We start from the raw sequence: 15,623 nt of genomic DNA, 5'->3' as shown, positions 1-15,623 counted from the left end.
CCAGCGGCGTACACCGAAGGTTAGCCGGGCACTGCGGGACGTCGGCAGTTCCACCTCCTCATGGCGACGACGGCCCTCCACGCACAGCCTCAAAGATCTCCGTGGCCCGAGTGGCTCCACCCCGGTAGAGGAGCGTAGCGAGGGCCAGACCAACACCGCCGGTCAGATAGGTCTCTGCCCCTGAGGGAAGGTCGAGGAACGCTATGGCAGCGCCTGCGGCAGCCACCACCAGCGCGATGACGGCAACACGTACGGGCTCCCGGTCCGGTACGGGCTCAAGGCCATCCAGGTGGTGATCATCCAGCATCACACCTGTCATGTTCCGGGAGTATCGGTCGGCGATGATCAAGGCCAGATCCGATAGCTCGGAAACGGCCGCAGGCATATCTGTATCGAGGCGAAATTCCGCCTTCCGCAATGCGGCCACAACTTTACCAGCGTGATCTTTAAGAGCTTTGCGGCGATGCGGCCAGCGGTAGGCGTCTGCCGCCTCCCGGCGATATGCGCGACCCACCTCTCTGGCGAGAGAATTGACCGCAATCCCAACCGAGCGTTTCCCAGAAGATCTACCAGTCCATTTATCGGGGTGACGCTTGGCAAGTGCACAGGCACGAACGACCTGCCTCGCCCGATTGACGAGCAGATACCGATGTCGCACGCGGGACTTCCAAGAGAGGGCTAGCCGCCCCCCGGTCGCAGTTCGCAACATCGTGTAGCAAAAGTACAAGACGAAGCACAAAAAGATTGACACAGAAATATAGGGACCGACAACCTTGATCGGCCTCATCGGATCCTGCTCAAGGAGTCCTATGAAGTCATGCCCGTTCGCCTCGAAATCTCGCCGAGCCAAATACAGCGGCCGCCCTCCCTCGCTCTTCATGGAGCTGGTGAACGCCGTCACGGTGGTCACGAAGAGGACGTAAGACAGGAACATCGCGAGAATTCGGACAGGAATAAGGCCGAGGCTGTCGGCCCGCTCGTAGCGGCGCACGGCAATGCGCAGCCGGGGAGTGGGGTGTCTGCCCGCATGCAAGTACGCGACGTCAGCCTCGAATTGCTCAAGGATCCTCTTGGCGACGGAGCCGCGTATCAGTAGGGGGTACCTGCGCTGGAGCCACCTGATCATGGGGCAGATGATGGCACGAACATATTGCCGCCCGAATGGAAACGGGAGAAGCTCGCCCCCTCTCGCGTCGACGACAACCACCCGTGACCAGAGCGCTTCGCGCAGCGCCTGGGCCAGGAAGTTGTTCGCAACGTTGCCCGGGTGGTCGACCCGCTGCGCGAACACCGCCCGCCCGCTCGCCTGGAACCTCGGCGCTCGTGCACGGCGCGGGCGGATGACGTGGGGCCTGGTCCCATTGATGACGTAGATGCCGGCGGGGTGGGTTGAGGTGATGATCGCGGCCATGCCGCGGCCGCTGCCCTGGACGCTGAAGGTGATCCCGCGTCCCCATGCTGCCGGGGGCCAGCTGCTCGGCCCGTCGTACGACCGGTGCGGCCCGGCGCCGCAGGATGCGCTCGCCGATCCCGCCCGGCCGGCGCAGTGCGCGTTCCAGCCGGGTCGCGTCGATACGGACTCCACGCTCATGGTGAGACCTCCTCCGCACACGGGGCGCACCCGGGCAGGGCGACGACGACGCGCTGCTCGATACCGACGCATCCGCCCTGGGGGCCGATGATCCGCTGCCTGCCTCATCACGAAACGCCGACCGCGGCGTCCACCGGTATGGGGCAGGCAGCACATGAGGCTGTTGTCGACGGTGACAGCGTCGAGATGGGTCACTCGGGCCGCGGCCGCCAGCTCCTCGCAGGTGGGCGGGCAGCCCTGTTCGTCGAACATCGGGGCGCGCCGCAGGAGCGTGATGACTGACCAGCTCGACGGCAGTCGTCGGCGGTGGGGTGCATCCGCGCAGTCCGCGTACCTCTTGGTCCTCCTCGGGGAACCGGGTCGAGGGGTGGATCCGGGCGACGTTCACCGTGAGCTGTCCGCCGGCCGTGTCGCCGTTGCACGGGTCGACGCATTCGTCCCATGCCGGTGTCCCTGGCACGACGCAGGCCCGGCACGGGCAGCCGGGCTGTTCGGGGAGGCGGTGGCGGTCTGGTCGAGTGTGGCGCACACGCAGCCGAGGACGGCCTCAGTGAGGTCATGGAGGGCGAGAGGACTCAGGGCCGTTGCCGCACCACCCTGGGGCGTCGGAAGTCCGGCGAGTACACCCGGGACGCGCTCGCCTGCCGGTACGGGTTCACCGCGAACAGCCAGGCGTCAGCGAACGGGAGGCCGGTTCGGCCTTCGGAGTGGATGAGCGTCGGGTCGGCCTTCTCCCACTGAACGCCCTGCCTGGTCATGCGGGTGATGTTCGGGTTGGCCCTGCACCCGCACGAACCGCTGCCCCCCGTGCAGCCCTTCATGAGATGGCAGGTCAGTTCTGACACCGCAGCAATCGCCGCAGAGTCCAGCGGGAGGCCGGTCCTGTACGTGACGCACAGGGTGCCGGGTGTGCCACAGGGGGCGGCCAGCCATGTCCTGGCACGTCACCCAGCACTCGCCGTCCGTACGGACCAGCATGTTCGGGGAGTCGACCCGGTACGCCTCCGGCACCAGGACGTCCTCACCGTCCTGCACCGACACGACGTCGCACACCGGGCCGTCCAGGCGGATCTCGCACAGCTCACCTCACGCACAGTCCGAAGTACAGCCGCAGACGCTGGCGTTGCGCCACTGCCCATCCGCGCCGAGTTACGGAATCCACCCACCGGTGCTCTGTGCCCTGGTGGGGAACGAGTAGGAGTCAAGGCCCGCTTTGCGGCAGGGGCGGACCGTGGCGGGGCAGGACAGCCCGGTTCGGCGGTAGCAGGTCGACCCGAGCGGGGTGAGCATCGGGCCCGGGGTGCCGGCCGCGTCCTGGGCCATCACGTCATACGGACCGACACCCCACTTCCCGCCCGTCCTCGTCGAGCCCGTGAGGGTGAAGTTCACCGTCTCATTGGCGAGTTCGAGGTCACGATGATGCCGTTGGAGACCCACGGCATGAGGAAGTACTGCCAGACCCCTTCGCCGGTGGCCTCCTCGGGGCAGACGTCCTGTCCCAGGACGTCGGCCCACAGCTCCAGCGCGAACGCGGAACGGCAGGGGATAGAGCCGGAGTCGAACCGGTTCCGGGCGGGCCCATCGGATGACGGCGTCAGGCCTTCACGACCTTCAGTCCGCTCTCGCCCACGACCGTCACCTCGTACGGCCGGTCCGTGTCCGCCGTGACACGCACCATGTTGCCCTCGCGGACCACCTCGTACGTCGCGGCGGGCGCGCCCGTGAGTTCGGGGACCGTCACCGTGCGGGTGAAGTCGCCGATCCCCTCGGGGGCGTGGATCCGTAGCGTCAGGTTGTTCAGCCAGTCGCCGTCGGGGCGGGAGGGGTCCGCGCCCAGGGCCAGGACCGCACCGGGGCGGACCAGCAACGGAAGGCTGTCGAAGCCGTGGACCTCGTGGTGCCACGCCGGGCCGGTGACGGTCTCGCCGGAGAGCAGGTGGGTCCAGGTGCCCTCCGGGACGTAGTACTCGACCTGGCCGTCCTCGCTGAAGACCGGGGCCACCAGGAGGTCCGGGCCCAGCAGATACTGGCGGTCCACAGTGCGGGTGGCCGGGTCGTGGGGGAATTCCAGAAGCATGGGGCGCATCGTCGGGACACCGGTGCGATGGGCCTCGACGGCCGCCCCGTACAGGTACGGCATGAGGCGGTGCTTCAGCTCGGTGAACTGCTTGGCGACCTCGACCGCCTCGTCGCCGAACTCCCACGGCACCCGGTAGGACGAGGAGCCGTGCAGGCGGCTGTGCGAGGAGAGCAGGCCGAAGGCGAGCCATCGCTTGAAGACCGCGGGGTCGGGGGTGCCCTCGAAGCCGCCGATGTCATGGCTCCAGAAGCCGAAGCCGGACAGGGAAAGTGAGAGTCCGCCGCGCAGGGACTCGGCCATCGCACCGAAGGAGGACCAGCAGTCGCCGCCCCAGTGGACGGGGAACTGCTGACCGCCGGCGGTGGCCGAGCGGGCGAAGAGAACCGCGTCGCCCTGGCCGCGCTCCTTCTCCAGGAGTTCGAAGACGGCCTTGTTGTAGAGGTGCGTGTAGTAGTTGTGCATCCGCTCCGGGTCGGAGCCGTCGTGCCAGACGACGTCGGTGGGGATGCGCTCGCCGAAGTCGGTCTTGAAGCCGTCGACGCCCTGGTCGAGGAGGACCTTCAGCTTGCTCTGGAACCAGGCGGTGGCCTCGGGGTTGGTGAAGTCCACCAGCGCCATTCCGGCCTGCCAGCGGTCCCACTGCCAGATGTCGCCCTCGGGGGTGTGGACGAAGTAGCCCTTCGCCGCGCCCTCCGCGTACAGGGCGCCCTTCTGCGCGATGTACGGGTTGATCCAGACGCAGATCCGCAGGCCCTTCTCCTTGAGCCGGGCAAGCATGCCCTCCGGGTCGGGGAAGACCCGCGGGTCCCACTCGAAGTCCGACCACTGGTACTCGCGCATCCAGAAGCAGTCGAAGTGGAAGACGGCGAGCGGGATGCCGCGCTCGGCCATGCCGTCCACGAACGAGGTGACGGTCGCCTCGTCGTACGAGGTGGTGAAGGAGGTGGTCAACCAGAGGCCGAACGACCAGGCCGGCGGCAGCGCGGGGCGGCCGGTGAGTGCGGTGTAGCGGGTGAGGACGTCCTTGGGGGTCGGTCCGGCGACGACGAAGTACTCCAGCGTCTGGTCCTCGACGCTGAACTGCACCTGGCCGACGGCCTCGGAGCCGACCTCGAACGAGACCTTGCCGGGGTGGTTGACGAAGACGCCGTAGCCGCGCGAGGAGAGATAGAACGGGATGTTCTTGTACGCCTGCTCGCTGCTGGTTCCGCCGTCCGCCTGCCAGATGTCGACGACCTGGCCGTTCTTGACGTACGGAGTGAAGCGCTCGCCCAGGCCATGGATGGTTTCGCCGACTCCGAGGGCGAGCTGGGCGAACATGTGGTGGCCGCCGTCCTGGACGGTGGCGAAGGCGGTGCCCTTGTGTCCGGCCGAGGTCAGCAGGTGGCCGTCCGCATCCAGGAACTCCAGGCCGAAGGTGCCCTCGGTGGGCAGCCGCAGGGTCAGCGGGCCGCTGGTCAGCTCGGCGACGGGGCCGTCCGTACGAGTGGTGCCGACGCCCTGCCCGGTGGCGCCCTGCAGTTCGAAGTCGGGGCCGGGGCGGCACTTGCCCGCGAGGTGGGTGATGCGTACACCGATGATGCCCTCTGCGGGCGAGTACGCGTCCACCGTGATCAGGGGGGCGTTGAGGGTGTCACCACGCCGTTCGACGCGCTTGACGGCGGCGAAGGCAGTGAGGCGGTCGGTGTCCTGGTGCAGGTCGCGGACTTCGGTGGCGTATGAGGCGTGCACACCGTCTCGCATCTGCCAGAAGCCGTCGGTGAACTTCATGGGGGTCTTCCTTAGCCGTTCAGGTTTTCCGGAGTTCAGTCAGGAGATCAGGAGTGACGGAGTGGCTCGGTCGAGGACGGCGGTCACCCGGTCCAGCCAGGCGTCCGGGCCGGGCTCAGCGGTGAGAGCTGCGGCCTGAGGGGCGGAGCGGGTGTCGTTCCACAGGAGTGCGGGGCGCAGAGGTGCGCCGTCGGCGTCCAGGGTCGCCAGGCCGTGCTGCCGGCCGGCCAAGGCGGCCGGATCGGGGCCGGACGCGGCAAGGGCGGCGGCGACCGAGGTGCGGAGCGCCTGGCACCCGGTCTCGGGGTCGCTCTCGCGCGCGCCGTCGCGGCCGGTCACGGTGTGCAGGGCTCGGCGCACCGCGAGCAGCCGGCCGGTCGACACGTCGACGATCACGGCCTTCGTGGACCGGGTGGAGCTGTCCGCTCCGATGACGGTCGATGCCGGTGCGCCGGCCGCTTTCGTGGCTGGTCGCAGCGGCATGACGTACCTCGTTCCTATGAGTCCCGATTTTGATCGTACACAAAACAAATCTTTTGTCGAAGCGCTTCGACAGTGCGCGAACACCCTTCCGACCCACCCTGGTCAAGCGCAGGACCTCATGGACAGCAGTCAGGTTGCCCACATGTGACGCATGTGCCACGGGGCTGCTCTAGAAACAAACGCTGAGATGCCGTATTAGTACTGCCAGCCAACAAATCGGCCGGCCGGCAGAGAAGTCGTCCGGGCCCTTGTCGACAAGAGGCAGACCAATGTCGAACCGCTTCACCTCCGCCGCGGGCAAGCTCACCTTCGACCTGCTCGGCATCCGCTGACACCTCGGGGTGTCCGGCGACGGACCGCCGCCGGACACCCCCGCCTCGCCCGGTACGGACCTGCCGACCCGTACCCGGGCGTATGAATCTCCTGGTCGGGACGGAGAGGTCCCGCCGGGCCGGCACCCCTCTCATGCAAGGGCACCCACGTGACAGCATCTTCCCGGGACGGTCTGCGCCATCGGCGCCGTCGTCGTAATCGGCGGGTCATCGTCCCGCTCACCGTTGTCTCCGCGATAGTCGCCGGCACAGTTCTCTCAGGTTGTGGCCAGCAGCGGGACGACAACGTGTACACCGTCCTGAACTCCTCGACCGACGACTCGTACCACAGCTGGGACGCCGCCACCCTGTCGCGGTGCAGCAAGAAGCTCGGCGTCACCATCGAGCAGCAGAGCGTTCCGGCCGCACAGGTCATGACGAAGTCGCTGCGGATGGCCTCCTCGAAGTCGCTGCCGGACATCGTCCAGTTCGACGGTTCCGAGATGCCGACGTTCGCCGGGACCGGCGGGCTGGAGGACCTCAGGAAGCTGGGCGTCTCCACCGACGACATCCCCCAGGGCATCGTCGACTACGGCTCGTACAAGGGCACCTATTACGGCGCGGCGCGCACGGTGAACACCCTCGCGCTGTTCTACAACAAGGACGTCCTGGACAAGGCCGGCCTTAAGGTGCCCACCACCTGGGCCGAGATGCAGGAGAGCGCGAAGGAGCTCACCCGGGGCAGCCGGTACGGCATCGCCCTGAGCGCGGGCGGCGCGGAGGACGGCGTCTACCAGTTCACGCCGTTCATGTGGTCCAACGGCGGAAGCGAGACCGACCTCGGCAGCAAGGAGGTCGTCGAGGCACTGGACTACTGGAAGGCGCTGCTCAAGGACGGCTCGCTGTCCAAGTCCACGGTCAACTGGACCCAGGCGGACGTCAACGACCAGTTCATGGCCGGCAACGCCGCCATGATGATCAACGGTCCCTGGCAGGTCGAGACCCTCAACGCCAAGAAGGGGCTCAACTGGGGCATCGCGCAGATCCCCGTCCCCGAGACCGGCGACGACTCGGTCGGTCCGCTGGGCGGCGGCATGCTGACCATCCCCGACATCGGTGACACCGCCCGGGAGAAGACCTCCGCCCGCATCATCAACTGCATGACCAGCGAGCAGGAGGAGATCACCTACGCGCTGAACAGCTGGATGATCCCGGCCAACCAGAAGGCCGCCGACACCTGGCGCAAGAAGGTTCCCGAGCTGAGCTCGCTGGCCGACCAGGTGGCCACCGCCCGGTCGCGCACCGCCGAGCTCGGCGCGGGCTGGTCCTCGGTGTCGCTCGCCCTGCAGAGCGCCTTCCAGGCCGCTCTCACCGGCCAGTCCAGCGAGAGCGTCCTCAAGCACGCACAGCAGCGTGTCGAGAGCGGGAACTGAGGTAACTGAACATGTCGACCACCACTGCTCCCGCGCCCGTCGCGCCGATCGCCACGAGTACGAAGACTCCTGACCCGCTGAGGGCCAAGCGCCGCAGGAAACTCTCCCAGTGGGGCTTCCTCGCCCCCGCGGTCGTCTTCATGCTGCTGTTCTTCGGCTACCCGCTCGTCCGCAACGTCGTGATGAGCTTCCAGGACTACTCGCCGTCCACCTTCTTCACCGGTAAGGCCCCGTTCAACGGGTTCGACAACTGGAAGAACGTCTTCCAGAACGACCTGTTCGGCAAGGCTCTCCGGCAGACCATCCTCTTCACCATCGGTTCGTTGATCGGCCAGTTCTGCATCGGCCTGGCGCTGGCGGTGTTCTTCACCAAGCGGTTCCCGCTCAACGGGGTGCTCCGCTCGCTGATCCTGCTGCCGTGGCTGGTCCCGATGGTCGTCTCCGGCATCGTCTGGCGGCGCATCCTCGACCAGGACACCGGTGTCCTCAACTCCTTCCTCGGCATCTTCGGCCTCGGTGACACCCCCTGGCTCACCAGCACGAGCATGGCCCTGGTCTCCGTCGTCCTGGTCAACATCTGGATCGGCATCCCGTTCAACATGGTGATCCTCTACGGCGGACTCCAAGAGGTCCCCAAGGAGCTGTACGAGGCCGCCGCGCTCGACGGTGCCTCCGCCTGGAGGGCCTTCCGGTCCATCACCCTGCCGCTGCTCAAGCCCGTCATCACCGTGGTCCTGGTGCTCGGCTTCATGTCGACCGTCAAGATCCTCGACCTGATTCTGGCCCTCACCGACGGCGGACCCGCCGACTCCACGCAGACCCTGGGCACCCTGACGTACCAGAACTCCTTCGTCTCGCTGGACTTCGGAGCCGGTGCTGTGGTCGGCAACATCCTGATCCTGATATCCGCCGTCTTCGCGGTGTTCTACCTGCGGGCCAACCGCAACGAGGGGAAGTGACCGGCATGGCGACCATCACCCACATCCCCGCCGTCCCGTCGCAGGCCGACCGGAACAGGCCGAAGCGGCGCTGGGGCTCCATGACCGCGGGCCTCGTCATCCTCTGCGTGATGCTCTTCCCGCTCTACTGGATGATCAACACCGCGCTGCAACCCGAGTCCGGTCTGCTGGAAGTGGACGCGATCCCGCACAGCCTGGACCTGTCCGGCTTCAGCTCGGCCATCAGCGAGCAGGGCACCAACCTGCTGACCTCGCTGGCCGTCGCACTCGGCGCCGTCGTCATCTGTCTGGCCATCTCCGCGCCCGCCGCCTACGCGCTGGCCCAGTTCAGGCTGCCGGGCACCAAGATGATCGTCTTCGGCACGCTCATCACCCAGATGGTCCCGGGCATCGTCATCGCCAACGCCCTCTACAGCGCGTACGTGGACCTCGGGCTGGTCAACTCGTACTTCGGCCTCATGCTGGCGGACTCCTCGCTGGGCATCCCGTTCGCGATCGTGCTGATGCGCTCGTTCATGGTGGCCATCCCGCGGGAGGTCATCGAGGCCGCCGAGGTCGACGGTGCGGGACGCTTCCGTACCTTCGTCCAGGTCGTGCTGCCGATGAGCCGCAACTCGCTGATCACCGCCGGTCTGTTCTCGTTCCTGTACGCGTGGAGCGACTTCATGTTCGCCCTCACGCTGAACACCACCGACGACGTCAAGCCGATCACTCTGGGCATCTACCAGTACATAGGCGCGCACGTCGGTGACTGGGGTTCGGTCATGGCCGCGGCCGTGCTGTCCGCGATCCCCGCGGCGATCCTGCTCGTCCTCGCCCAGAAGTACATCGCTGCCGGTATCTCCGGTGGCTCCGTCAAGTAAGGTCCGTCATGAGTGAGTTCCCCGCCTTCCCGCCCGGTTTTGTCTTCGGCGCGGCCACGGCCTCGTACCAGATCGAGGGCGCCGCGCAGGAGGACGGCCGCGGCCCCTCCATCTGGGACACCTACAGCCACACGCCCGGCAAGACGGACGGTGGCGACACGGGTGACGTGGCCTGCGACCATTACCACCGCTACCCCGAGGACATCGCGCTCCTTCGCGACCTGGGCGTGGAGTCGTACCGCTTCTCCATCGCCTGGCCGCGGATCCAGCCCGACGGCAGCGGGCCGGCCAACCGGAAGGGCCTGGACTTCTACTCCCGGCTCGTCGACTCGCTGCTCGAAGCGGGCATCGAACCGGCCGCCACCCTCTACCACTGGGACCTGCCCCAGGCGCTGGAGGACCGAGGCGGCTGGCGGGTGCGGGAGACCGCGGAGCGGTTCGGCGAGTACGCGTCGATCGTCGCCGAGCACCTCGGCGACCGGGTGCCGCGCTGGATCACGCTCAACGAGCCGTGGTGCAGCGCCTTCCTCGGCTACTCCGTGGGCCGGCACGCGCCGGGTGCCAAGGAGGGCAACGGGGCGCTGGCCGCCGCGCATCATCTGCTCGTCGGTCACGGCCTGGCGATGAAGGCGCTGCGCGCCGCGGGTGTCCGCGAGGCGGGGATCACACTCAACCTGGACCGCAATGTCCCGGCCACCGAATCGGACGCCGACCTCGCCGCCGTCGTCCGCGCCGACACCCAGCACAACCTGGTGTGGACCGAGCCGATCCTCGCGGGCCGCTACCCGGCGACCGATGAGGAGACCTGGGGCGAGCTGATCACCGCGCAGGACTTCCGCCGTGCGGGCGACCTGGAGCTGATCTCCCAGCCGCTGGACTTCCTGGGCATCAACTACTACCGCCCCATCGTGGTCGCCGCCGCCCCGTACCGCGAGGCGGACCCCGCGCTCCGGGTTGCCACCGACAACCGGTACACGGAGACGGACTACCCGGGCGTCCGGCGCACGGCGATGGGCTGGCCGGTCGTCCCCGAGTCCTTCACCGATCTGCTGACCGCGCTGAAGCAGACGTACGGTGCCGCCCTGCCGCCGGTGCACATCACCGAGAACGGCTCCGCCGAGTTCGACACCGTCGACCCGGACGGTGCCGTCCACGACGCCGACCGGGTGGGCTACCTGCGGAGTCACCTCACGGCTCTGAAGGCGGCGATGGACGCCGGTGTCGACGTACGCGGCTACTACGTCTGGTCGCTGCTGGACAACTTCGAGTGGGCGCTGGGCTACGCGAAGCGGTTCGGGATCATCCGGGTCGACTACGACACCCAGGAGCGGACCCCGAAGGACAGCTACCGCTGGTATCAGCAGCTGATCGCCGCGAACCGGTCGTGAACGACGTCCTCAATCGCCGGACGGGCTGGATTCCGGCCTGTCCGGCGATTGAGTCCTCGTACACCTCCGGACCGCCGCACCCCGCACCCCGCACCCCGGCATCAGCCCGCGGAACATCCCGCCCAGGGCGACCGCCTCCGGGGTCGAACAGGTTCACCGCGCCGGAGAGCGCCAGGCCCATCGTGTCGCCGTCCAGAACGCGGCGGAACCCTGGGACACCTGATCGGAGCACCGGTGAACCGGTGAAATTCGAGGTGACACCGCCAGTCGTACCGCCGTCCATGCCGGCAGGCTCCACCATCGATTCAACCGGGAGGAACGGTGGACCGATGACGCAGGACCTGCAGGAAACCGCGTCGGCCGAGCCGGTGGCCAACAGGCGCATCAATGCTGGTGTAAGACTCATGGGCTGGCTGACGACCACGGACCACAAGGTCATCGGCAATCTCTACATGGTCACCGCGTTCGGGTTCTTTCTGTTGGCCGGAGTGCTGGCCATGCTCATGCGAACGGAGCTGGCCCGGCCGGGACTTCAGATCGTCAGCGCAGAACAGTACAACCAGCTGTTCACCATCCACGGCACCATCATGATGCTGCTGTTCGCCACGCCGATGTTCGGCGGCTTCGCGAACGCCATCATGCCGCTGCAGATCGGCGCACCCGACGTCGCCTTCCCTCGCCTGAACGCGCTCACCTACTGGCTCTTCCTCTTCGGCGGAATCATCGTGGTGTCCGGATTCGTGGTGCCCGGCGGCGCGGCACACTTCGGCTGGTTCGCCTACGCCCCGCTGAACAGTGCCGTCTTCTCGCCCGGCGCCGGCGGAGACCTCTGGACCATGGGCCTGGTGCTGTCGGGGATCAGCACGACCCTGGCATCGGTCAATTTCATCACTACGATCGTCTGCCTGCGCGCCCCCGGTATGACCATGTTCCGGATGCCGATCTTCACCTGGAACGTTCTGTTCACCTCGATCCTCGCGCTGCTCGCCTTTCCGGTGCTCGCTGCCACACTGCTCGCCCTCGAAGCCGACCGGAAGTTCGGGGCGCACGTCTTCGACTCCGCCAACGGCGGGGCACTGCTGTGGCAGCACCTGTTCTGGTTCTTCGGCCATCCCGAGGTCTACATTGTCGCGTTGCCCTTCTTCGGAGTGGTGAGCGAGATCATTCCAGCGTTCAGCCGTAAGCCGATGTTCGGGTATTTCGGAATGGTGATGGCCACGGTCAGCATCACCATGCTCTCGGCGGTTGTCTGGGCCCATCACATGTTCGCTACGGGGGCCGTTCTCCTGCCGTTCTTCTCCGCCATGTCGTTCCTCATCGCCGCGCCCACCGGTGTCAAGTTCTTCAACTGGATCGGCACCATGTGGCACGGCAGTATCTCGTTCGAGACACCCATGCTCTGGGCGATCGGCTTCCTCGTGACTTTTCTCCTCGGTGGCCTCAGTGGGGTGCTGATCGCCTCGCCCCCGCTGGACTTCCATCTCACCGATTCGTACTTCATCGTCGCCCACCTCCATTACGTGCTCTTCGGAACAGTGGTCTTCGCGATGTTCGGCGGCTTCTACTTCTGGTGGCCCAAGTTGACCGGACGCATGCTGGATGAGCGCCTCGGACGTATCCATTTCTGGACCTTGTTCGTCGGCTTTCAGCTGACCTTCCTGGTCCAGCACTGGCTGGGGGAGGTCGGAATGCCCCGGCGTTACGCCGACTATCTCGCGGCGGACGGATTCACCCTGCTCAATACGATCTCGTCCGTCGGCTCCTTTCTGCTGGGCCTGTCGACACTGCCGTTCCTGTACAACGTGTGGCACACCAGCCGTTACGCACCGAAGGTCGAGGTGGACGACCCGTGGGGGTTCGGCCGTTCCCTGGAATGGGCGACCTCCTGTCCACCCCCGAGGCACAATTTCCGGGCTCTGCCCCGCGTACGTTCCGACTCGCCGGCCTTCGACCTGCACCACCCCCTGAAGGAGAAGCCGGGCCTCGGCCGAGGCGGGTCCCACTCCATTTCGGGCGCTGAGGAGGAGTCGGGCGAATGAAGACCGAGGCCATTCTCTTCGCCGGAGTCGCGGGGTTCTTTCTCGTGACCGATGCTCTCTACGCCGTGTGGTCCCGGGATCCGACAGGCACGGCGGCGCTCACCATCTCGTTCCTCATGGCGCTGCTGGTCGCGTTCTTCTTCGCCACCAACTACCGAAGGAAGGGGCTGCGCCCCGAGGACCGCGGAGACGGGAAGATCCATGAGCGGTCCGGCCCGGTGGACTTCTTCTCTCCGCACAGCATCTGGCCGCCGCTGACAGCCGCGGGGATGGCCCTGCTCGCTCTCGGTGTGGTGTTCGGTCTGTGGCTCTTCCTGATCGGGCTGGGCCTGGCCCTGGCGGGGGTGTTCGGAATGGTCTTCCAGTACGCGCGTGTGCAGGGCTGAGGGCGGCTCTCAGTCCTCGGGCTCGCGGACCAGCTCCGGCGGCGCAGTCCGCTCCACGACCCGGGACCGTTGCTCGTCCGTGGCGGGCAGTTCCACGAGGTCCCCGTAGTACCAGCCGCTCAGTACGGTCCGAAGCCGCCGCCGACGCGGGATCGGGCCCTCCGCGGGAAGCTCCAGGGGCGTCGGGACATCGCGCATCAGAATGCGGTAGCGGGCTGTCGGGCTCAGGCTGCGGTGGCTCTCCGAGAGATCGCCGTTCATCGACTGGGTCACCTGGCCGGTCTCCTCGCCCTCGGTCAGCCGGCGGCGGTCCCTCATCTGAAGGGCGAGGCACAGGCGCTTGGTCAGCGCGAAGGCCAGGAGCGGGGCGGCGATCAGCGCGATCCTGAGGATCCAGGTCATGACCTCGACCGAAACCCTGAACGAGAAGGCGACGACATCGTCGCCACCGGCGACCAGGAGAACGGCATAGAAGACGATGGCCGCCACGCCGAGCCCGGTGCGGGTCGGCCGGTTGCGCGGCCGGTCGCACAGATGGTGTTCCCTGCGGTCGCCCGTCACCCACTGCTCGAAGAAGGGGTAGAGGAACAGCAGTGTGAAGACCACGCCCGGCAGCACGAGCGTCGGAATGAACACATTCCACATGACGGTGTGACCCGCGATGTCGGTCTCCCATGGCGGCATCAGCCGGAGCGCGCCCTCCAGGAACCCGACATACCAGTCCGGCTGTGCGTTACCGGAAACCTGGTCGGCACGGTAGGGACCGTAGTTCCATACGGGGTTGATCTGGGCGAGCCCGCCCAGCAGGGCCAGTACGCCGAACACCATGAGGAAGAAACCTGTGGTCTTCGCGGTGAAGTACGGGAACGCCGGTGAGCCGACGGCGTTCTTGTTGGTCTTCCCCTGCCCCGCCCAGTGGGTGTGTTTGAGGTGGACCACCAGAATGAGATGAGCGGTGATCAGCGCCACGATGAGGCCGGGCACGAGCAGGATGTGCACGGCGTACAGACGAGGGATCACGTCATTGCCCGGGAACTGCCCTCCGAAGACGAACAGTTCCACGTACGTTCCGACGACAGGGATCGACCCCACAATGGTGGCCGCCGTCCTCAGGCCCGTACCGGACAGCAGATCGTCGGGCAGCGAGTAGCCCGCGAATCCTTCGAGGAGCGCGAGTACGAACAGTGTCACGCCCACGACCCAGTTGGCCTCCCGCGGCTTACGGAAGGCGCCCGTGAAGAAGATCCGCAGCATATGGACGGCGATCGCGGCGACGAACACCAGTGCCGCCCAGTGGTGGATCTGACGGATCAGCAGGCCTCCTCGCACGTCGAAGCTGATGTCGAGGGTGGTGGTGTAGGCCTGCGTCATCCTCACGCCCTGCAGGGGCGCATAGGAACCGGTGTAGACGCTCTCCATCATGCTCGGGTCGAAGAACAGGGTGAGGTACACGCCGGTGAGGAGCAGGACCACAAAGGAGTAGAGGGCGATCTCGCCGAGGAGAAAAGACCAGTGGTCGGGAAAGGCCTTGCGCAGCAACTGCCTGGCCACCTCGCTGACGGGCAGGCGCCCATCCACCGCACCGTATCCGCTCACTGCCGTCTGCCTGGCCGGGGCCTTCAGCTGCGCCTTACGTCTCCGTAGGGGCATGCACCACTCTCCCGTCGATCTCCCTTCTGCCACCCGTCCCTTATTGTTCCGGTTCGCCCTTTACGAGTAACGCATTACTCGAAGGGATTACGCAGAATCGCGGTATCGGCACCTGATCGGCCGACCTGGCCCTGACGTGCCGGGTGGGGCCGCGCCGGTGCGTCGGGCCCACCCCGCGAGCGATGTACGGGCCCCGCCGACGACGGCGGCGGCGGCGGAAGCGGTGTTCTGCTCGGGGCGGTGCAGGTCGGGGCGGTGGCGGAGGCTTCGGCGGGCCCCTGCCCGAGGACACGCGATGAGCAGAGCCACGTCATCGTGGTGCTCCGGGTCGATCAGTGCGCCGAGGAGCCGGCCGCATGTCTCTTCCGAGGGGCGCTGGGGCCTTCCAGCAGCGGGAGCAGGCCGTTCAGACGCTCGTCGATGGGACGTCGGGCTCGATGGCTTCGGTGTCCAGGAAGGGCAGGGCTTCATGAACGTTCCGGCCGATGTGGTCGGCGGCGGGCAGGCCGTTGATATGGGCCGCGGGCCGGAGAGGGCTTGGCTGACGGGCGGCAGGCGGCAGGCCGCTGCGCGGTCACCGGTGCCCGCGCCATGACCGTCGGCGTCACGGTGGCTCTGCCCGCGTCGTCAGCGGCCACTGGGCTGCCTTCCTGTACCGTGCCGCGCTCGC

At 67.1% G+C, this 15,623-nt stretch carries 11 protein-coding genes and 1 pseudogene; 6 read left to right on the top strand and 6 right to left on the bottom strand.

What is annotated here, in order from left to right:
- Positions 1-58: 58 nt before the first annotated feature.
- The 5 genes and pseudogenes from ACGFU7_RS16705 to ACGFU7_RS16685 all read right to left on the bottom strand — a co-directional run.
- Complete coding sequence (locus ACGFU7_RS16705) at positions 59-1,591, bottom strand: hypothetical protein (protein WP_393696425.1); 1,533 nt, start codon at positions 1,589-1,591, stop codon at positions 59-61.
- A gap of 575 nt (positions 1,592-2,166) precedes the next feature.
- Complete coding sequence (locus ACGFU7_RS16700) at positions 2,167-2,349, bottom strand: hypothetical protein (protein WP_393696423.1); 183 nt, start codon at positions 2,347-2,349, stop codon at positions 2,167-2,169.
- A gap of 391 nt (positions 2,350-2,740) precedes the next feature.
- Positions 2,741-3,028, bottom strand: coding sequence for a hypothetical protein (locus ACGFU7_RS16695; protein ID WP_393696421.1), 288 nt, complete (start codon positions 3,026-3,028; stop codon positions 2,741-2,743).
- Positions 3,029-3,185: 157 nt separating this feature from the next.
- Positions 3,186-5,441: an alpha-xylosidase gene (gene yicI / locus ACGFU7_RS16690; RefSeq protein ID WP_393696419.1), complete on the bottom strand. Its 2,256-nt coding sequence runs from the start codon at positions 5,439-5,441 to the stop codon at positions 3,186-3,188.
- A gap of 75 nt (positions 5,442-5,516) precedes the next feature.
- Positions 5,517-5,924 (bottom strand): annotated as a pseudogene (locus ACGFU7_RS16685) (FGGY family carbohydrate kinase); the annotation flags it as partial.
- Positions 5,925-6,405: 481 nt separating this feature from the next.
- Between ACGFU7_RS16685 and ACGFU7_RS16680 the strand changes: the two are divergent.
- The 6 genes from ACGFU7_RS16680 (at position 6,406) to ACGFU7_RS16655 (ending at position 13,303) form a co-directional block, all read left to right on the top strand.
- Positions 6,406-7,668: an extracellular solute-binding protein gene (locus ACGFU7_RS16680; protein ID WP_393696417.1), complete on the top strand. Its 1,263-nt coding sequence runs from the start codon at positions 6,406-6,408 to the stop codon at positions 7,666-7,668.
- Positions 7,669-7,679: 11 nt separating this feature from the next.
- Positions 7,680-8,627 (top strand): carbohydrate ABC transporter permease, encoded by a 948-nt coding sequence (locus ACGFU7_RS16675; protein ID WP_393696415.1) that lies wholly within the window; start codon positions 7,680-7,682, stop codon positions 8,625-8,627.
- A gap of 5 nt (positions 8,628-8,632) precedes the next feature.
- A complete protein-coding gene (locus ACGFU7_RS16670; protein WP_393696413.1) occupies positions 8,633-9,490 on the top strand; it encodes a carbohydrate ABC transporter permease in 858 nt (285 codons plus the stop codon).
- Between the two features lie 8 nt (positions 9,491-9,498).
- Positions 9,499-10,878, top strand: a complete 1,380-nt coding sequence (locus ACGFU7_RS16665) for a GH1 family beta-glucosidase (protein WP_393696411.1) — start codon at positions 9,499-9,501, stop codon at positions 10,876-10,878.
- Positions 10,879-11,282: 404 nt separating this feature from the next.
- On the top strand, positions 11,283-12,917 hold the full coding sequence (ctaD, locus tag ACGFU7_RS16660) for a cytochrome c oxidase subunit I (protein WP_393696627.1): 1,635 nt from the start codon (positions 11,283-11,285) through the stop codon (positions 12,915-12,917).
- Positions 12,914-13,303 (top strand): cytochrome c oxidase subunit 4, encoded by a 390-nt coding sequence (locus ACGFU7_RS16655; protein WP_393696409.1) that lies wholly within the window; start codon positions 12,914-12,916, stop codon positions 13,301-13,303. The genes ctaD and ACGFU7_RS16655 overlap by 4 nt, the downstream gene beginning before the upstream one ends.
- A 9-nt stretch (positions 13,304-13,312) precedes the next feature.
- Here ACGFU7_RS16655 and ACGFU7_RS16650 read toward each other — a convergent pair whose 3' ends face one another.
- Positions 13,313-14,953: a cytochrome bc complex cytochrome b subunit gene (locus tag ACGFU7_RS16650; RefSeq protein ID WP_393696407.1), complete on the bottom strand. Its 1,641-nt coding sequence runs from the start codon at positions 14,951-14,953 to the stop codon at positions 13,313-13,315.
- Positions 14,954-15,623: the final 670 nt, after the last annotated feature.

Source organism: Streptomyces sp. NPDC048473 (genome assembly GCF_043200155.1).
Taxonomy (GTDB): Bacteria; Actinomycetota; Actinomycetes; order Streptomycetales; family Streptomycetaceae; genus Streptomyces.
This window is presented reverse-complemented; position numbering and strand designations above follow the sequence as displayed.

What these genes read in the sequence shown, in the direction of transcription:
- ACGFU7_RS16705 (WP_393696425.1), bottom strand. Translation starts at nt 1,591, where the DNA reads ATGAGCGTGGAGTCCGTATCGACGCGACCCGGCTGGAACGCGCACTGC.
- ACGFU7_RS16700 (WP_393696423.1), bottom strand. Translation starts at nt 2,349, where the DNA reads ATGACCAGGCAGGGCGTTCAGTGGGAGAAGGCCGACCCGACGCTCATC.
- yicI (WP_393696419.1), bottom strand. Translation starts at nt 5,441, where the DNA reads ATGAAGTTCACCGACGGCTTCTGGCAGATGCGAGACGGTGTGCACGCC.
- ACGFU7_RS16675 (WP_393696415.1), top strand. Translation starts at nt 7,680, where the DNA reads ATGTCGACCACCACTGCTCCCGCGCCCGTCGCGCCGATCGCCACGAGT.
- ACGFU7_RS16670 (WP_393696413.1), top strand. Translation starts at nt 8,633, where the DNA reads ATGGCGACCATCACCCACATCCCCGCCGTCCCGTCGCAGGCCGACCGG.
- ACGFU7_RS16665 (WP_393696411.1), top strand. Translation starts at nt 9,499, where the DNA reads ATGAGTGAGTTCCCCGCCTTCCCGCCCGGTTTTGTCTTCGGCGCGGCC.
- ctaD (WP_393696627.1), top strand. Translation starts at nt 11,283, where the DNA reads ATGGGCTGGCTGACGACCACGGACCACAAGGTCATCGGCAATCTCTAC.
- ACGFU7_RS16655 (WP_393696409.1), top strand. Translation starts at nt 12,914, where the DNA reads ATGAAGACCGAGGCCATTCTCTTCGCCGGAGTCGCGGGGTTCTTTCTC.
- ACGFU7_RS16650 (WP_393696407.1), bottom strand. Translation starts at nt 14,953, where the DNA reads ATGCCCCTACGGAGACGTAAGGCGCAGCTGAAGGCCCCGGCCAGGCAG.